Annotated in this window: 18 protein-coding genes; 8 read left to right on the plus strand and 10 right to left on the minus strand. The window is 50.7% G+C overall.

Annotation, left to right across the window (positions count from 1 at the left end; genetic code table 11):
• Nucleotides 1–75: 75 nt before the first annotated feature.
• Nucleotides 76–1,269 carry a nitrate- and nitrite sensing domain-containing protein gene (locus LVQ77_RS03860; RefSeq protein ID WP_232903722.1) on the minus strand — a complete coding sequence of 398 codons (1,194 nt, stop codon included), beginning with the start codon at nucleotides 1,267–1,269 and terminating at the stop codon, nucleotides 76–78.
• Nucleotides 1,270–1,340: 71 nt separating this feature from the next.
• Here LVQ77_RS03860 and LVQ77_RS03865 point away from each other — a divergent pair, with 71 nt between their 5' ends.
• Both LVQ77_RS03865 and LVQ77_RS03870 read left to right on the plus strand, forming a co-directional pair.
• A complete protein-coding gene (locus tag LVQ77_RS03865) occupies nucleotides 1,341–1,694 on the plus strand; it encodes a DsrE/DsrF/TusD sulfur relay family protein (protein WP_232864401.1) in 354 nt (117 codons plus the stop codon).
• A gap of 262 nt (nucleotides 1,695–1,956) precedes the next feature.
• On the plus strand, nucleotides 1,957–2,202 hold the full coding sequence (locus LVQ77_RS03870; protein WP_154150083.1) for a DUF1883 domain-containing protein: 246 nt from the start codon (nucleotides 1,957–1,959) through the stop codon (nucleotides 2,200–2,202).
• A gap of 61 nt (nucleotides 2,203–2,263) precedes the next feature.
• Here the strand turns inward: LVQ77_RS03870 and LVQ77_RS03875 are convergent, their stop codons facing one another.
• Both LVQ77_RS03875 and chaB read right to left on the minus strand, forming a co-directional pair.
• Complete coding sequence (locus LVQ77_RS03875; RefSeq protein ID WP_232903937.1) at nucleotides 2,264–2,959, minus strand: gamma-glutamylcyclotransferase; 696 nt, start codon at nucleotides 2,957–2,959, stop codon at nucleotides 2,264–2,266.
• 292 nt (nucleotides 2,960–3,251) lie between these two features.
• The gene (gene chaB, locus LVQ77_RS03880; protein WP_232903723.1) at nucleotides 3,252–3,482 is read right to left on the minus strand and encodes a putative cation transport regulator ChaB; all 231 of its coding nucleotides are present in this window, start codon (nucleotides 3,480–3,482) and stop codon (nucleotides 3,252–3,254) included.
• A gap of 280 nt (nucleotides 3,483–3,762) precedes the next feature.
• Between chaB and chaA the strand changes: the two genes are divergently transcribed.
• Complete coding sequence (chaA, locus tag LVQ77_RS03885; protein ID WP_232903724.1) at nucleotides 3,763–4,866, plus strand: sodium-potassium/proton antiporter ChaA; 1,104 nt, start codon at nucleotides 3,763–3,765, stop codon at nucleotides 4,864–4,866.
• A gap of 91 nt (nucleotides 4,867–4,957) precedes the next feature.
• Here the strand turns inward: chaA and kdsA are convergent, their stop codons facing one another.
• From kdsA to hemA, 6 genes are read right to left on the minus strand one after another with little or no spacing between them, the layout of a single operon-like run.
• Nucleotides 4,958–5,812 (minus strand): 3-deoxy-8-phosphooctulonate synthase, encoded by an 855-nt coding sequence (gene kdsA / locus LVQ77_RS03890; protein ID WP_154150079.1) that lies wholly within the window; start codon nucleotides 5,810–5,812, stop codon nucleotides 4,958–4,960.
• A gap of 40 nt (nucleotides 5,813–5,852) precedes the next feature.
• The gene (gene sirB1, locus LVQ77_RS03895; RefSeq protein ID WP_151995667.1) at nucleotides 5,853–6,662 is read right to left on the minus strand and encodes an invasion regulator SirB1; all 810 of its coding nucleotides are present in this window, start codon (nucleotides 6,660–6,662) and stop codon (nucleotides 5,853–5,855) included.
• Nucleotides 6,663–6,665: 3 nt separating this feature from the next.
• Nucleotides 6,666–7,055, minus strand: coding sequence for an invasion regulator SirB2 (gene sirB2 / locus LVQ77_RS03900; protein ID WP_151995666.1), 390 nt, complete (start codon nucleotides 7,053–7,055; stop codon nucleotides 6,666–6,668).
• Nucleotides 7,056–7,072: 17 nt separating this feature from the next.
• On the minus strand, nucleotides 7,073–7,903 hold the full coding sequence (gene prmC / locus LVQ77_RS03905) for a peptide chain release factor N(5)-glutamine methyltransferase (protein WP_232864396.1): 831 nt from the start codon (nucleotides 7,901–7,903) through the stop codon (nucleotides 7,073–7,075).
• Nucleotides 7,903–8,985 carry a peptide chain release factor 1 gene (prfA, locus tag LVQ77_RS03910; protein ID WP_151995664.1) on the minus strand — a complete coding sequence of 361 codons (1,083 nt, stop codon included), beginning with the start codon at nucleotides 8,983–8,985 and terminating at the stop codon, nucleotides 7,903–7,905. Before prfA ends, prmC begins: the two co-directional genes overlap by 1 nt.
• A gap of 35 nt (nucleotides 8,986–9,020) precedes the next feature.
• Complete coding sequence (gene hemA / locus LVQ77_RS03915) at nucleotides 9,021–10,277, minus strand: glutamyl-tRNA reductase (protein ID WP_151995663.1); 1,257 nt, start codon at nucleotides 10,275–10,277, stop codon at nucleotides 9,021–9,023.
• A gap of 205 nt (nucleotides 10,278–10,482) precedes the next feature.
• Between hemA and lolB the strand changes: the two genes are divergently transcribed.
• The 4 genes from lolB to dauA all read left to right on the plus strand — a co-directional run bounded on the left by lolB (nucleotide 10,483) and on the right by dauA (nucleotide 14,893).
• Nucleotides 10,483–11,106: a lipoprotein insertase outer membrane protein LolB gene (lolB, locus tag LVQ77_RS03920; RefSeq protein ID WP_134182999.1), complete on the plus strand. Its 624-nt coding sequence runs from the start codon at nucleotides 10,483–10,485 to the stop codon at nucleotides 11,104–11,106.
• The gene (ispE, locus tag LVQ77_RS03925) at nucleotides 11,106–11,975 is read left to right on the plus strand and encodes a 4-(cytidine 5'-diphospho)-2-C-methyl-D-erythritol kinase (protein ID WP_151995662.1); all 870 of its coding nucleotides are present in this window, start codon (nucleotides 11,106–11,108) and stop codon (nucleotides 11,973–11,975) included. Before lolB ends, ispE begins: the two co-directional genes overlap by 1 nt.
• A gap of 122 nt (nucleotides 11,976–12,097) precedes the next feature.
• Nucleotides 12,098–13,045 (plus strand): ribose-phosphate diphosphokinase, encoded by a 948-nt coding sequence (gene prs, locus LVQ77_RS03930; RefSeq protein WP_008454180.1) that lies wholly within the window; start codon nucleotides 12,098–12,100, stop codon nucleotides 13,043–13,045.
• 174 nt (nucleotides 13,046–13,219) lie between these two features.
• Nucleotides 13,220–14,893 carry a C4-dicarboxylic acid transporter DauA gene (dauA, locus tag LVQ77_RS03935; protein WP_232903725.1) on the plus strand — a complete coding sequence of 558 codons (1,674 nt, stop codon included), beginning with the start codon at nucleotides 13,220–13,222 and terminating at the stop codon, nucleotides 14,891–14,893.
• 55 nt (nucleotides 14,894–14,948) lie between these two features.
• Here the strand turns inward: dauA and ychH are convergent, their stop codons facing one another.
• A complete protein-coding gene (gene ychH / locus LVQ77_RS03940; protein WP_034455878.1) occupies nucleotides 14,949–15,227 on the minus strand; it encodes a stress-induced protein YchH in 279 nt (92 codons plus the stop codon).
• Nucleotides 15,228–15,502: 275 nt separating this feature from the next.
• On the opposite strand from ychH, the gene pth reads away from it, so the two are divergent.
• Nucleotides 15,503–16,090, plus strand: coding sequence for an aminoacyl-tRNA hydrolase (gene pth / locus LVQ77_RS03945; RefSeq protein ID WP_232864394.1), 588 nt, complete (start codon nucleotides 15,503–15,505; stop codon nucleotides 16,088–16,090).
• The last annotated feature ends 130 nt before the right edge of the window (nucleotides 16,091–16,220 follow it).

Here is a 16,220-nt window from a genome sequence, read left to right on the forward strand (position 1 = left end):
GCCAACGCATCTGCAACGTGAAAGATGAAGGGTTTTGCACTACGGAAAGGCAGTTTACGCCCACTGTTTGTGCACCTACTCCTTAGTGGGTAGTCGCCAGATATCCGCCACGGAAACCATCGCGCTCGCCACATCCACCATGCGTTTGTTCTGGTTCATCGCCATTTTCCGCAGGGTTTGCCACGCCTGTTCTTCGCTGTAACCTTGATGGCGAATGAGCAACGCTTTGGCCTGGTCGATAACTTTGCGTTCCTCAAGTGTTGCCTGAAGCGAGGCTAACTGTTGCGCCATGGTTTCAAGCTGCTGTGCCTGCTGGCGCACCAGCGGCAAAAGATGGCGGTCAAAATAGCGTTCCCCATCGTAGCCACCGTGCCCGGCGACCCAACTGGCGATGTCGCTTTCCACCGGTTCTGTTTGCTGCAAAACCTGCCCGAGCGCCTGCTGCGCCTGGACCATGACGGCGTTGATAAGCGCATCTTCCACGTTTTTCAGGGCGTCGATTCGCGTGGTTAATAGCGCAAACCAGCGCAAGGCGCGCTGCGGTTCATCTGCAGCTTGCAGCCGGGTGCAGGCGATGCGCCGGAGCCGTTCGGTTTCGCGGCAAGGTTCACCGCAGGCCAGAAATTGCTGGCGCAGTGGCAAATCGACCATGCTGCAAAAGGCGTCAAAACAGTGCTGCTGGCTGTCAATTCTATCGACCAGTTGCTGGCGCAAGGTGTCGCTAAATTCCCCCTGCATGAAACCGAGCGCGCCAATCGCCCGCTCCTGCCCCGCCAGTTCTTTACCCTGCATAAAGCTGAATAACGCCGCCAGCGCTCGCGCCACACCACTGTCATCAACCACGTTGCTGGTTTCAGGAACAATACTCAGTAGATGGCGCAGCGTGATGTTGAACTGCTCCATCGCATTGAGCGGCTGAATCTGTTGGACGGTAATCTGCGTTCGCAGCGCGGGCAGTTGCTCAAAGTAATGCAGCGCGCATGCGAGGCTGACAAACAACGCGCTTCCTGGCAGGTAATCCGGTTCGGCGATTGCCCGGCGAAAAAGGCCTAATTCGGTATCCACTTCCTGAATGCAAAGCTCGCGTTCGGCGGCAAACAACCTGCCCCGGGAACACAGCCAAATGTTGGAAGCCCCGCGCTCGCGTTGTAGCATGTGAGCGAGCCTGGCGATGCAGCCGGTGAGTTCACCGATTTGCAGAATATCCTGCAATTGCTCGCGCCCACGGTTTCGGGCGGCCAGTAAAAAATCATGGGCGGTGGCCTTCATAAAATACTCCTGAGCGGCAACGGATAATGTAGAGAAGCAAAAGTCGTGCCGTCGGGTGCTAAGGAGAAAAAATGCAAAAGATTGTGATTATTGCCAACGGGGCGGCATACGGCAGTGAATCGCTGTTTAACAGCCTGCGCCTGGCTATTGCGCTATGCGACCAGCAGCCGCAGCCGGAAGTGAAAATGTTTTTGATGTCTGACGCGGTGACGGCTGGCCTGCGCGGCCAGAAGCCCGCCGAGGGCTATAACATCCAGCAAATGTTGGAGATTTTAACCGCGCAGAATGTGCCGGTGAAATTGTGTAAGACCTGCACCGACGGGCGCGGCATCACTGCTTTGCCGTTGGTGGATGGCGTTGAGATTGGCACGCTGGTTGAACTGGCGGAGTGGACACTGAGCGCCGATAAGGTTTTAACGTTCTAATAAACGAGCTTATAGCTCTGGGCTGAAACCAAATTTAATGATGACCTGACGCTAATTCTCCGTATAAAAAACCGTCAGCTGAATGGTTTCAGGTGCATCTGCATTTTTGTTTAATCGTTATGGCATTTTTTGATCAAAGTCAGCATTTGTGAAGCTGGGGTCTGGTGTTATGCATGAAGTGTAATTTGTGAGCAGCGTCACTGATTGCAAGGATAACCCGGCGCATGGATGTCTAACTTTGATGTGATAGCGGAGTATAAAAATGCCAGTAGTGAAAGCCAGTTTGCATCTTTTTGGCGGTGACACCGTGGTGGTTCACTGTTCAAACAAAAGCCATATTCATTTGATGAGCGACACCAGTTCTGCGGGTAAACCACAGGCCGATATTCTGAGTGTGGAAGATAAGCAGTCTGCTTATTTGACGGTACCTTACAGCGGGACGTGGAAAGTGTTGATTGATAGCCACAGTAAATCTCTTGAGCACTCAATCAGTTATGTAGCCGCATAAAAACCTCATCCCGGCCCTCTTTTTGAGGGCTACTTTTTTGCAGGATGAGGCTTAGAAATGGTCAGGCAAAGCCAGGCTGAAACTCCCCATCCTCACCTTTCGGTTGTAACCAATCTCTGACTTTATTCACTAGTTCATCAAGACAATCATCGTGCATGCCCCGCTTTATCAGTTCTTGTTCAAGTGAGAACAGATACTGTGCGTTGGTGCCCAATGGGCCACTGGCGGCGGCAATCAGCGGCGCGATAATGTCAGCACGTGTGTCAGCTTCATAGAGTGGATGACGCGGGTCCATAATAAACACCAGCGCATTCACCACGCGACCATCATCCAGCTCGAGTTTGCACCAGGTAGGCAAATAACAGCCGGTGATCATCTCACGCTTCCACACCAGCGTCAGTTCGTCTTCAAGAATGGCTTCTGGCAAGCGGTAAGCAAGCCCTGTAGTGCGCCCGCCTTCTTTTAGGGCGAGCATGCGACCAGGCTGGCATGCAGTGCCGCGCCCTGCCGTTAAACGCAGACAAAAGGCACGATGCCAGCCAACAAGTGTACCTGCCGCTGAATCTTCATATTCAAATGCAGGGTTCCACATCAGAGAACCATAGCCAAAAATCCATACGGGACTGCTATCGGGACGGCAAGCGAGCGTCGCGGCGAGTGATGCCGAGCGCTGCTCAGGGGTCCACAACAGCGATTCCTCTATGGAACCAAAAGCTGTCTTACAATCTGCTTTAATTAAGAAATCACGCGTTAACACCATACACCTCCGCCACTGCATACTTCCGTGTTAATACGTCAGATGCGCCTTCCGGGCTTTTGACTTTTTTATAACCCTCATTCTTCAATCCACAGGGGTGTTGGCGCTCTCGCTTACCTGTGAATCGAATTATGAAGGTTATTTATAAAGCAACATATCTGTGAACATAAGCAATTAGCGGGACGCTGGCAAGTTTGATGACGATCACAAAACAACAAAAATGTCATATTAACTTGCCATACTGGAGTGTGCTGAGAAGTTTGAAGATGAATATCAATACATTATGTAAGGTTTAGTTTTTCTTATGCCATTTATCATCATCACCCTTTTGGTAACTATGTTTCACGGCCGCCCACGCAACTTTATGGGCAGTTTCTTCACGACTGGCATCATCCCGCCGGTCTTCTTTATCTTTGTACTCATTCCACGCGCTGTTAAAGGCCTCTTTGTAAATATCCTGAGCATGCGCGGGAAGGACATTTTGCACGCTTTCCGGGAGGTCACTTCGGGTTTTATAAGGCATCACGTTATCCAGAATCAGGGAAACTTAAAGTGTGAAACACGAGGACCAATCCTGCCAGTTAAAATCAATAATTGTATTTATGACAAACACATCCTTATGTTTTGTATTGCTTAATATGAGTAAACAGCCATTTTCACTCATCAGAAATACTATTGTTATCTAAGCGGTAAAACTGAGTAAATTTTCTCAGAAAACGCCCGTTCTTTGCTATTTTAACGGGGATATAATGTCCGACTATAATCAATAAATAGCTTAATGCCTGCACAGATGGAGATGCATTTTGACCAAAACACAACATGAGGCGGTGAAAACCCGTCATAAGGAGAGTTCGCTCATTTTCCCGGTATTAGCGCTGGTCGTACTGGTGATGTGGGGAGGAAGCCAGTCTTTTCCAGCGGTGATAGGGATCAATATTCTGGCCCTGGTGGGCATTTTAAGTAGCGCATTTAGCGTAGTTCGTCACGCAGACGTACTTGCGCACCGTTTGGGTGAACCTTACGGTTCTCTCATTCTTAGTCTTTCTGTTGTTATTCTTGAAGTCAGTTTAATTTCCGCTTTAATGGCGACAGGCGACGCCGCGCCGACGCTGATGCGTGACACGTTGTACTCCATCATTATGATTGTGACAGGGGGTCTCGTCGGTTTCTCTCTTCTGCTGGGTGGAAACAAATTCGCGACGCAATATATGAATCTGTTTGGCATCAAACAGTACTTAATTGCTTTGTTCCCACTTGCAGTCATCGTGCTAGTGCTTCCAACTGCATTGCCAGAAGGTAACTTTAGTACCGGGCAGGCATTAATGGCTGCGGCCATTTCCGCTGCAATGTATGGCGTGTTCTTACTGATTCAGACCAAAACACACCAGAGCCTGTTTGTTTACGAGCATGAAGACGAGGCTGACGATGATGACCCGCATCATGGTAAACCATCGGCACACAGCAGCACCTGGCATGCTATTTGGTTGATCGTGCATCTGATTGCAGTAATTGCCGTCACCAAGATGAATGCTATGCCGCTCGAGTCATTGCTGAGCACTCTGAATGCGCCAGCGCAGTTCACGGGATTCCTGATCGCTTTGCTAATTCTCTCGCCGGAAGGTTTAGGGGCGTTGAGAGCGGTATTGAATAACCAGGTTCAACGCGCAATGAACCTGTTCTTCGGCTCCGTGCTGGCAACGATTTCACTGACGGTTCCGGCCGTGACGCTGATTGCTATGCTGACGGGCAACGATCTGACCTTTGGTTTAGGAATGCCTGAGTTAGTCGTGATGTTGACGTCGCTCGTGTTGTGTCAGATTTCATTCTCGACCGGGCGTACAAATGTCCTCAACGGCACCGCGCACCTTGCGCTGTTTGCCGCTTACCTCATGACGATATTTGCCTGACGGGTCAGCATCATAAAAAAAGCCCTTATCGTGAGATAAGGGCTTTTTGTTTTGGCGGCTAACAGCAACGCCATACGCGATTAATTCATTCTTACTTGCTGGTATCCAGCGGTTCGAAGTTCTTCACCAGATCATCAATCGCTTTGATCTGTTTCAGGAACGGTTCCAGCTTAGCCAGTGGCAGCGCGGAAGGACCGTCGCATTTCGCGTTTTCTGGATCCGGGTGCGCTTCAATGAACAGCCCGGCCAGGCCAGTCGCCATACCCGCACGTGCCAGTTCAGCAACCTGAGCACGACGGCCACCAGATGCTGCGCCAAACGGGTCGCGGCATTGCAGCGCGTGAGTCACGTCGAAGATGACCGGTGAGCCATTAGACACTTGTTTCATCACGCTAAAGCCCAGCATGTCAACTACCAGGTTGTCATAACCGAAGTTTGCGCCACGGTCACACAGGATGATTTGATCGTTGCCACCTTCGTGGAATTTATCAACGATGTTCCCCATTTGACCAGGGCTTACGAACTGTGGTTTTTTGACGTTGATAACCGCGCCAGTTTTCGCCATCGCTTCAACCAGGTCAGTCTGGCGAGCAAGGAAAGCAGGCAACTGAATCACATCAACCACATCCGCAACAGGTTGCGCCTGGCTTGCTTCATGAACGTCAGTAATGATTTTCACGCCGAAAGTTTGCTTCAGCTCCTGGAAAATCTTCATCCCTTCTTCCAGGCCTGGACCACGGTAAGAGTTGATGGATGAACGGTTGGCTTTATCGAAAGACGCTTTGAATACGTAAGGGATGCCCAGTTTCTGGGTCACAGTGACATAGTGCTCACAAATACGCATCGCCAGGTCACGTGATTCCAGCACGTTCATGCCGCCAAACAGTACAAATGGCAGGTCGTTTGCGACGTTAATATCGCCAATGCTTACGACTTTCTGTTTCATCTTAATCTCGCCTTGTTGGGAAACATTTAAAAATTTGGCATCAGTGCAGAGTGATCTGTTTTTGCGAAATAGAGTTAATTTGCGCTTTGATCATCTCGCTTATCGGGTCTTCCGGGCACTGCTCAACAAAATAGCTGAGGTCGTTGAGTGCCACATGTTCGCAATCGAGCTGAGCATATATCAAGCCACGGTCACGAATTTCATAAGGATCTTCCGGGTTAAACTGGAGCAAAGCTTCGCTGGTACGCAGTGCCAACTCCATCTGACGCTCTTCCATCAGCGCGGACTTCATGGTGTCGAGTAATTTTCGCACCACTTCCGCGTTGTCTGCTTCATCTAAATCTTCATCAAACAGCTCGGCTGTCGGCCCGACATTACCCTTGAGCCACACTTCCAGCGTATGTTCGTTGAGCGTGTCACCATTGAATGGGTTAATGAGCCACATTTCACCGTCCATCCAGTCGCCGCGTAAAATCAGCTGAGTGGGGAAAATTACCGGATTCAGTGGGATATCAAGACGGTCGGCTATCCACAATAAAATAGCACCCAGCGACACTGCACTGCCCTGACGCTTGGTCAGTACATTATCGAGCCACAGGGCATCGGATAAACGGTAAACGCCGCTGGAGTCTTTAAAACCCCAGGTGCCATAAAACAGTTCGACTAATTTTTCGAGCTGCACATCCTGGTGTAGACCTTCGCAGATCTCTTCACGCGCCAGGCTCGCCAGGCTTTCCAGTTGTGCTCGCACTTCTTGCGCCGGGAAATCATCACGGATCAGCTGCGAGACTAAGATCATGCCCTCGCATAACGGCGCCTGATTGAATTCGAAATCGGCTAACGACCTCATGACTTACCCCAGTAATGGTATTTTTGTGGTGGCGAGTTTAATGATGATGTAAAGCACCACCAGGGCCAACAGAAAGGCAAACCACCGAATCTGTTGGCTGCGTGGGCGTTTGCCCAACACGATAAACCCTAAAACGATATAGATAATAACGCCAAATAGCTTCTCAGTCAGCCATGCACCTTGTGGCGTGAAGGGATAGAAATGCGTAATCATCACAAGAGCAACGCCGCTGACCAGCAACACGGTGTCATTCACATGCGGCACAATGCGCACCCAGCGCTTGTTTGACATGGCTGATTCGCGGTATTGCCACCAGTAGCGTAAAACGAACAGACTCACGGAAATGAAGACCGTCAGAATATGCAAATGCTTGAGCGCGAAGTAAGTTGCCATTTTGCTCAGTTCCTTATTTAGAAATAGCGTCCTACTGTCAGGCGGTCATTACCACCGTAATCCTGACAGCTTTGTATCTCGGTATATCCTGCTTGTGTAAACAAGTCGCGAACTTGCGCAGCCTGAAGCCAGCCGTGTTCGAGCAATAACCAACCGCCAGGCTCAAGAAAATTGCGAGCTGATTCCACAAGAACACGTAGATCAGCCAAACCGTGATTATCTGCCACCAGAGCGCTACGCGGTTCAAAACGAACATCACCCTGTGAAAGATGCGGGTCTTCCTCGTCGATATAAGGCGGGTTGCTGACTATCACGGAGAAACGTTGGGTATTGAGCGCACTAAACCAATTGCTTTGCAAGACCTTAACATTGGTTATTCCGAGGCGGCTCGCATTATCACGCGCAAGTTCTACCGCCTCAGGAATTAGATCAAGTGCTATCACTTCACAATCCGGGCGCTCGCTGGCAATCGCCAGAGCAATTGCTCCAGTACCCGTGCCTAAATCCAGCACGGAACATGCGGCTGCGGGCATCCTTGCGAGGGCTTGTTCGACAAGGCATTCCGTATCCGGGCGTGGGATAAGCGTCACTGGAGAGACACGCAGCGGCAGCGACCAGAACTCACGCTCGCCCACCAAATGCGCGATAGGCTCCCCCTTCACACGGCGCGCCAGCAAAACATCCAACTGTTGCTGTTGCTGCGCGGTCAATTCGGTTTCACCGAATGCCAGAATAAAGGTTCGCGCTTTCCCGCAGACAAAACCCAGCAGGATTTCCGCATCACGACGCGGGCTTTCACTATCCTCAAGCTGGGCAATTGCCTGTTTTAACCAGTGTTGAAAATCCATTAGTCCTGCTCAGATAGCGCCGCTAATTGGTCTGCCTGGAACTCCTGCACGATAGGTTCAATAAGACCGTCGAGCTTGCCTTCCATCACTTCATCCAGACGATATAAGGTCACGTTGATACGGTGGTCGGTTACGCGGCCTTGCGGGAAGTTATAAGTGCGGTTTCGGTCTGAACGGTCACCACTGCCAAGCAGGTTACGACGCGTTGACGCTTCTTCCTGCTGACGTTTAGCCATTTCGGCGGCACGAATGCGTGAGCCCAACACCCCAAGCGCTTTCGCTTTGTTTTTATGCTGGGAGCGTTCGTCCTGGCACTCAACCACAATGCCGGTTGGCAAGTGGGTAATACGGATGGCCGAGTCGGTGGTGTTAACGTGCTGGCCGCCCGCACCCGAGGAGCGGAAGGTATCGATACGTAAATCGCCTGGGTTGATATCTGGTAATTCCGCTTCAGGAATCTCTGGCATTACCGCAACGGTACACGCTGAAGTATGAATACGGCCCTGGGATTCGGTCGCTGGAACACGCTGTACGCGATGGCCACCGGACTCAAATTTCAGACGACCATAAACACCGTCACCGCTGATTTTAGCGATCACTTCTTTGAAGCCACCGTGCTCGCCTTCGTTAGCGCTAAGAATTTCGACTTTCCAGCGACGCGACTCCGCGTAACGGCTGTACATGCGGAACAAGTCACCAGCAAAAATTGCCGCTTCATCACCACCCGTACCAGCGCGCACTTCAACAAACGCGTTACGCTCGTCATCCGGGTCTTTTGGCAGCAACAACACTTGCAGTTGTTGTTCTAATTCTTCGCTGTCGCTTTTAGCCTGGTTTAACTCTTCTTGCGCCATTTCGCGCATTTCTGGGTCGTCGAGCATACTTTGTGCGGTTTCAATATCTTCCTGCACCTGGCGCCATTGCAGGAAGCAACGGGAAACGTCGCTTAACTGGGCGTATTCGCGGGACAACGCGCGGAAACGGTCCTGGTCGGCAATGGTGGATGCATCTCCAAGAAGCGCCTGAACTTCTTCATGGCGCTCTTGCAGGGCTTCTAGTTTGGCAACGATAGAAGACTTCATGGGCGGTGTTTCACCTTGTAATAAGAGTTTATTTGCTAATCCAGCCCGAGGCTGTTGCGCAGAATCTGCAGGCGTTCTTCATCCCCGTCACGGGCAGCCTGCGTGAGCGATTTGGTTGGTGCGTGGATCAGGCGGTTGGTTAATTTCCACGCCAGATCCTGGAGAACGGTTTCGGCATCGGCACCCTGTTGAAGAGCGGCGATAGCTCTGGCAGCCAGGTCATCACGAACCTGTTCAGCCTGACTGCGATATTCACGGATGGTCTCTGTGGCACTTTGCGCGCGTAGCCAGGCCATAAATTCACTGCATTCCTGCTCAACGATAGTTTCGGCTTCAACTGCGGCAGCTTTGCGCTGCGCAAGATTGCTTTGAATGATCGCTTGCAGGTCATCAACGCTGTAGAGATAGGCATTCGGCAGTTTGCCGACTTCGGGTTCTACGTCGCGTGGAACGGCAATATCAACTAATAAAAGCGGTTGGTTACGGCGAGCTTTCAGGGCGCGTTCTACCATCCCTTTGCCAATAATAGGCAACGGGCTGGCAGTGGAACTGATAATAATATCGGCTTCTTGTAACCGTGAATCGATGTCACTCAGGCTAATAACCTCTGCACCAACTTCATCTGCCAGTGCTTGAGCTCGTTCGCGCGTGCGGTTGGCGATGATCATTTTCTGGACATTGTGTTCGCGCAAGTGGCGTGCGGCCAGTTCAATTGTTTCACCCGCACCGACCAATAAAACAGTGACAGTCGATAAGGATTCAAAGATTTGACGTGCCAGGGTACAGGCCGCGAAGGCTACGGATACCGCACTCGCGCCGATCTCGGTTTCGGTTCGTACGCGCTTGGCAACCGAGAAGGATTTCTGGAACATGCGCTCCAGTTCGTTGGAAAGCGAATGTCCTTTCTGAGAGTCTGCGAAGGCTTTTTTGACCTGACCTAAAATTTGCGGCTCGCCGAGCACCAGGGAGTCAAGACCGCTGGCAACGCGCATTAAATGCGTTACCGCTTCATTATCGTGATGCCAGTAAAGGCTTTTACGCACTTCCTCTTCTTCAAGGTTGTGGTAGTTACAAAGCCAACTCACCAGTTTTTCGTGGAGGTTTTCCTGCTCTTCAACACTCAGATATAGCTCGGTACGGTTACACGTCGACAGCACCACCCCACCCTGTACCATCGGCTGTTCGAGCAGGCTGTTCAACGCCTGGTCGAGCGAATCCGGCGAAAACGTAACACGTTCTCGCAACGATACTGGAGCTGTTTTATGGTTGATGCCAAGAGCTAAAAGGGTCATTGAGCGACTGTGAGTAATACCGACGTTGATAAGGATTAACTCGGCGCATCATACAGGATGCGCGCAGTCAATAAAAGGGAGCCACCTCTTGGGGAGTATCGTCGCAATTCATGATTTAAGACAACTTGAACGTAGACGACCTCGCTATGCGCCGCTAGCATAAACAGTTAACAACTAAAATTAATGAGAAGGATCCGTTGCCACTATGTTTATGACGAAAGCCCGTCTGCTGCGCCTTGCGCCACTGGCAAGCCTTGTTTTGGCTGCTTGTTCTATTCATCAACCAAGCGGTCCGGCAAAAAGTCCTGACTCTCCGCAATGGTTACAACACAAGCAACAAGTACAAAAAATCACCCAATACCAGACGCGTGGTGCTTTTGCTTATCTTTCCGATAGCCAAAAAGTATATGCGCGTTTCAACTGGCAACAGACTACGCCAGAACGCTATCGCTTGCTGCTGACTAACCCATTAGGCAGCACGGAGCTTGAACTGAATGCGCAACCGGGCGTTGTACAACTAACCGATCGCAATGGTAAAAAATACGTCGCTGATAACGCCGAAGAGATGATTGGCAAATTGACCGGGATGCCAATACCGCTCAACAGCCTGCGCCAATGGATTCTCGGCCTGCCAGGTGAGGCGACCGACTATAAAATCGACTCGCAATATCGCCTGAGTGAAATCAACTACACCCAAGACGGTAAAACCTGGAAAGTGGTTTACAGTGATTATGACGACAAGGTGCAACCTGCCCTGCCATCTAATATGGAACTGCGCGAAGGGGACCAACGCATCAAACTCAAAATGGACAGCTGGACGGTTAAATAATGAGAAAGCGTTGGCCATCACCGGCAAAACTGAACCTTTTTTTGTATATCACGGGTCGTCGTGAGGACGGCTATCATAATTTACAAACTTTATTTCAGTTCCTAGATTATGGCGACACAATCACCATTGAGCCGAGAAACGATGGTCAAATTCGTCTTGCGACACCAATAGAAGGCGTGGCAGATGAAGAAAATTTGATTGTCCGCGCCGCCCGATTATTGCAAGACAGGGCATTACTGATGGGCACCTTACCACAAGGTGCTGGAGCCGATATCAGCGTTGAAAAACAGCTGCCGATGGGTGGCGGTTTGGGTGGTGGTTCGTCAAACGCGGCAACAGTCCTGGTGGCGCTTAACCATATCTGGAACACCGGCCTGACTGAAGATCAGCTCGCTGCATTAGGGGTGACTCTCGGTGCTGATGTGCCGGTATTTGTTCGTGGGTTTGCCGCTTTCGCTGAAGGTGTTGGTGAGAAGCTCACGCCGGTTTCACCAGCGGAAAAATGGTACCTTGTTGCACATCCTGGAGTCAGTATCCCTACTCCGGTCATTTTTAAAGATCCTGAGCTACCACGAAACACCCCGATCAGATCAATTGACACGTTATTAAACTGTGAATTTGGTAATGATTGTGAGGTTATCGCAAGAAAACGTTTTCGTAAGGTTGATGAGCTGCTTTCCTGGCTGTTAGAATACGCGCCGTCGCGCCTGACCGGCACCGGCGCTTGTGTGTTTTCTGAATTTGACACCGAGGACGCTGCCCGCCAGGTGCTTAAGCAAGCCCCGGAATGGCTGCATGGGTTTGTTGCGCGAGGCGTTAATGTCTCCCCGCTGCATCAGGCCATATCCGGGCAAGCTGAGTATTGGTGACAACGTCACCTTGTTTCAGACGTTGCATCAAGCTCTTTATACACCGCCTGGATGGCGCTACCCCGCCCACATAAGATGCGGTAGCACCATCCGCCACTGGACGCATGCCTGAGGTTTTTCTCGTGCCTGATATGAAGCTTTTTGCTGGTAACGCCACCCCGGAACTAGCACAACGTATTGCCAACCGCCTGTACACCTCACTTGGTGACGCCGCCGTCGGTCGTTTTAGCGACGGAGAAGTAAGCGTACAAATCAACGAAAATGTACGCGGTGGTGATATTTTCATCATCCAGTCCACCTGTGCACCAACGAATGACAACCTGATGGAATTGGTTGTTATGGTAGACGCCCTGCGCCGTGCTTCTGCAGGTCGTATCACCGCTGTTATCCCTTACTTTGGTTATGCCCGTCAGGATCGCCGTGTGCGTTCTGCCCGTGTGCCGATCACCGCGAAAGTGGTTGCTGACTTCCTCTCAAGTGTTGGGGTTGACCGTGTTCTTACCGTGGACTTGCACGCAGAACAGATTCAGGGATTCTTCGATGTACCTGTAGATAACGTCTTTGGTAGCCCAATCCTGCTAGAAGATATGCTGCAAATCGGCCTGGAAAACCCAATCGTGGTTTCTCCAGATATCGGTGGCGTTGTGCGTGCTCGTGCTATCGCAAAACTGCTCAACGATACCGACATGGCTATCATCGACAAACGTCGTCCTCGCGCTAACGTTTCTCAAGTTATGCATATCATCGGTGATGTATCTGGCCGTGATTGCGTACTGGTAGACGATATGATCGATACCGGCGGCACTCTGTGCAAAGCAGCTGAAGCTCTGAAAGAACGTGGTGCTAAACGTGTGTTTGCTTACGCAACTCACCCGATTTTCTCTGGCAATGCGGTTCACAACCTGCGTAACTCCGTTATCGACGAAGTTATCGTATGTGACACCATCCCACTGTCTGATGAAATCAAAGCACTGCCAAACGTCCGCACCCTGACACTGTCCGGTATGCTGGCTGAAGCAATTCGCCGTATCAGCAATGAAGAATCAATCTCTGCGATGTTCGAGCACTAATAGAACTCGCATAAAAAAACCCGCTGCGGCGGGTTTTTTCTTTTTATAGCATGTAAAGCCACAAGGTAACTGGAGCTGTAGCAAGGTCGCTACGGCGCTAAGTAGTATGTAATTAAGTTTAAGCCTCCTTCACCTGCCTTAATGACAGATGATGCGCTCACGGATGGAATCAAAGTGAAAAACGTATCTTCTTCTGTATTACCGTTCCGCGCTCTGGTAGACGCTTGTTGGCGCGAGAAATACACAGTTTCCCGTTTTAGCCGCGATGTTATTGCCGGTATCACCGTTGGGATTATTGCCATCCCTCTGGCGATGGCCCTGGCGATTGGCAGCGGCGTCGCCCCCCAGTACGGCCTATATACCTCGGCTATCGCCGGGATAGTTATCGCTTTAAGCGGCGGCTCACGCTTTAGCGTCTCCGGGCCGACCGCTGCGTTCGTCGTGATCCTCTATCCGGTTGCTCAACAGTTTGGCCTTGCCGGTTTGCTGATTGCGACACTGATGTCTGGCGTATTTCTTATCTTATTTGGTCTGGCGCGATTTGGCCGTTTGATTGAATACATCCCACTTTCTGTGACACTCGGTTTTACCTCCGGGATTGGGATTACCATCGCCACCATGCAGGTAAAAGATTTCTTTGGTCTGACGCTGGAACATGTGCCGGAACACTACCTGAATAAAGTGGCGGCGTTAGCCATGGCGATGCCAACGATTAATCTCGGTGATGCAGCGATTGGTGTGGTAACGCTCACCGTGCTGATTCTATGGCCACGCCTGGGTATCCGTTTGCCGGGCCATTTACCCGCGCTTTTGGCTGGCTGTGCGGTAATGGCGATCGTCCATGCCGCAGGTTTCGACGTGGCGACTATCGGCTCTCGTTTCCACTATGTTTTGGCTGACGGCACGCAAGGCAACGGCATTCCACAATTACTGCCGCAATTGATGCTGCCATGGAACATTCCTGACTCGAACTTTACCCTATGCTGGGATTCACTTAGTGCCCTGCTTCCTGCTGCATTTTCCATGGCAATGCTCGGCGCGATTGAATCGCTGTTGTGCGCCGTGGTGTTAGACGGCATGACCGGCACCAAACACAACGCCAACGGTGAACTAATTGGCCAGGGGCTGGGCAATATCATTGCGCCATTTTTCGGCGGGATTACGGCTACTGCGGCCATTGCGCGCTCGGCGGCAAACGTTCGGGCTGGTGCAACATCACCTGTTGCCGCAATTATTCATGCGCTGCTGGTGATTATGGCGTTGCTGGTGCTGGCCCCATTACTTTCATGGCTACCACTTTCCGCCATGGCGGCTCTGCTGCTGATGGTTGCGTGGAATATGAGTGAAGCACATAAAGTGCTGAGCCTGCTTAGGCGGGCTCCAAAAGATGACATCGTGGTAATGCTTATCTGTATGTCGTTGACGGTGCTGTTCGATATGGTCATTGCCATCAGTGTTGGGATTGTACTGGCATCGTTGCTGTTCATGCGCCGTGTCGCGCGTATGACGCGGCTCGCCCCTGTGAATGTCCATACACCGGAGGGCGTCCTGGCGCTGCGTATAACAGGCCCACTGTTTTTTGCCGCAGCTGAAGGATTATTCAATGACCTCGCCCAACGTGTTGAGCAAAACCAGCTGATCATTTTGCAATGGGATGCCGTGCCGGTGCTTGATGCTGGCGGCCTCGATGCGTTTCAACGCTTTGTAGAAAAATTGCCGGATGGCTGCGAATTGCGGGTGACGAATCTGGAGTTCCAGCCTCTAAAAACGCTGGCACGTGCTGGTGTTCAGCCGATTCCAGGTCGTCTTGCTTTCTTCCCGGATATCCATGCGGCTCTGGCTGAATAAGATTTTTGCCAAAAAAAACGGTTCTTAACCAGAACCGTTTTCACTTCCAGACTTTTTAGCTGTGGCGATGATTATCATCACGGCGACAACGTTTATCAAAGTGGCGCACCCACCAATAACGGTCACCAACTTGTTCATGCCCACCAACGCGCGCACCTGCCAGCCAAAGGACCGCACCAACAAATATGCTTAAAACAGCACCGTGGGCGAAATATTGCGGGAAGTTGAATTGAGGGAGTTGGTTTAAAATGGAATAACCAACGCCACCAACCATGACGACAAGCCCCAACCCCATGAAAATGTTGCCGAGTAATGAAGCGTTTTTGCGTTTCATAAGTCACCTCCGGGTGTTGCTGGGTCGGCGGGGGAAATCCCCATTCCTTGTGTGTAAAGTATAGACAACACCGCTTCGGATGATGTGCGTTAGCGATCACAATAACGAATGAAAAAGCTACAAAAATTTACAAATAACTCGCTGAATAGCATCAAATTCTAATGGTTCATTCATTGAACTATTCAAGAATTCAATAGATGACACATTGGCTCTTTGTCATCACGTCTTGAGCGCAGTAAACTACGCGGCTCTGGTCTGTTTTCAGGAAATTAAACGTGAGTATTAAATTAATAGTTGGCCTGGCAAACCCAGGTGCGGAATATGCGGCTACCCGCCATAACGCTGGTGCCTGGTATGTGGATTTGCTGGCTCAGCGCCACAACCAGTCGCTTAAAGAAGAAAGTAAATTCTTCGGCTACACGGCGCGCATAAACCTTGCCGGAGAAGATGTTCGCCTGTTAGTGCCAACCACGTTTATGAACCTTAGCGGTAAAGCGGTCGGCGCGATGGCGACCTTTTTCCGCATTGCCCCCGATGAAATTCTGGTCGCACATGACGAACTGGATCTTCCACCAGGCGTTGCGAAATTTAAACTCGGCGGTGGCCACGGCGGACACAATGGTCTGAAAGACATCATTAACAAATTGGGTAATAACCCAAACTTTCACCGCTTACGTGTCGGAATTGGCCATCCGGGTGATAAAAACAAAGTTGTCGGGTTTGTATTAGGTAAACCGCCACTTAGCGAACAGAAGCTGATTGATGATGCGGTAGACGAAGCGGCACGTTGCACAGAAGTTTGGCTAAAAGAAGGGTTAACTAAAGCCACTAATCGGCTGCATACCTTTAAGGCGCAACCCTAGCCTGAACAACGGCCAACGAGGATTTCTGCGCCCGTTATATGCCGTTTGCGTGTATAATGGGGAAAGTTATGATCATTTTATCAATGAGACATCATCAACTCATTGAATATCAAGTAATTAAGGTAAATTA

It is taken from the genome of Buttiauxella cochleicola (assembly GCF_021282435.1).
GTDB lineage: Bacteria > Pseudomonadota > Gammaproteobacteria > Enterobacterales > Enterobacteriaceae > Buttiauxella > Buttiauxella massiliensis.

Bases quoted from the DNA above. Each gene is read 5' to 3' on its own strand.
- hemA (WP_151995663.1), bottom strand. From the start codon at position 10,277: ATGACCCTTTTAGCTCTTGGCATCAACCATAAAACAGCTCCAGTATCG.
- ychH (WP_034455878.1), bottom strand. From the start codon at position 15,227: ATGAAACGCAAAAACGCTTCATTACTCGGCAACATTTTCATGGGGTTG.
- LVQ77_RS03870 (WP_154150083.1), top strand. From the start codon at position 1,957: ATGCCAGTAGTGAAAGCCAGTTTGCATCTTTTTGGCGGTGACACCGTG.
- ispE (WP_151995662.1), top strand. From the start codon at position 11,106: ATGAGAAAGCGTTGGCCATCACCGGCAAAACTGAACCTTTTTTTGTAT.
- prfA (WP_151995664.1), bottom strand. From the start codon at position 8,985: ATGAAGTCTTCTATCGTTGCCAAACTAGAAGCCCTGCAAGAGCGCCAT.
- chaB (WP_232903723.1), bottom strand. From the start codon at position 3,482: ATGCCTTATAAAACCCGAAGTGACCTCCCGGAAAGCGTGCAAAATGTC.
- LVQ77_RS03865 (WP_232864401.1), top strand. From the start codon at position 1,341: ATGCAAAAGATTGTGATTATTGCCAACGGGGCGGCATACGGCAGTGAA.
- prmC (WP_232864396.1), bottom strand. From the start codon at position 7,903: ATGGATTTTCAACACTGGTTAAAACAGGCAATTGCCCAGCTTGAGGAT.
- sirB2 (WP_151995666.1), bottom strand. From the start codon at position 7,055: ATGGCAACTTACTTCGCGCTCAAGCATTTGCATATTCTGACGGTCTTC.
- lolB (WP_134182999.1), top strand. From the start codon at position 10,483: ATGTTTATGACGAAAGCCCGTCTGCTGCGCCTTGCGCCACTGGCAAGC.
- sirB1 (WP_151995667.1), bottom strand. From the start codon at position 6,662: ATGAGGTCGTTAGCCGATTTCGAATTCAATCAGGCGCCGTTATGCGAG.
- kdsA (WP_154150079.1), bottom strand. From the start codon at position 5,812: ATGAAACAGAAAGTCGTAAGCATTGGCGATATTAACGTCGCAAACGAC.
- LVQ77_RS03860 (WP_232903722.1), bottom strand. From the start codon at position 1,269: ATGAAGGCCACCGCCCATGATTTTTTACTGGCCGCCCGAAACCGTGGG.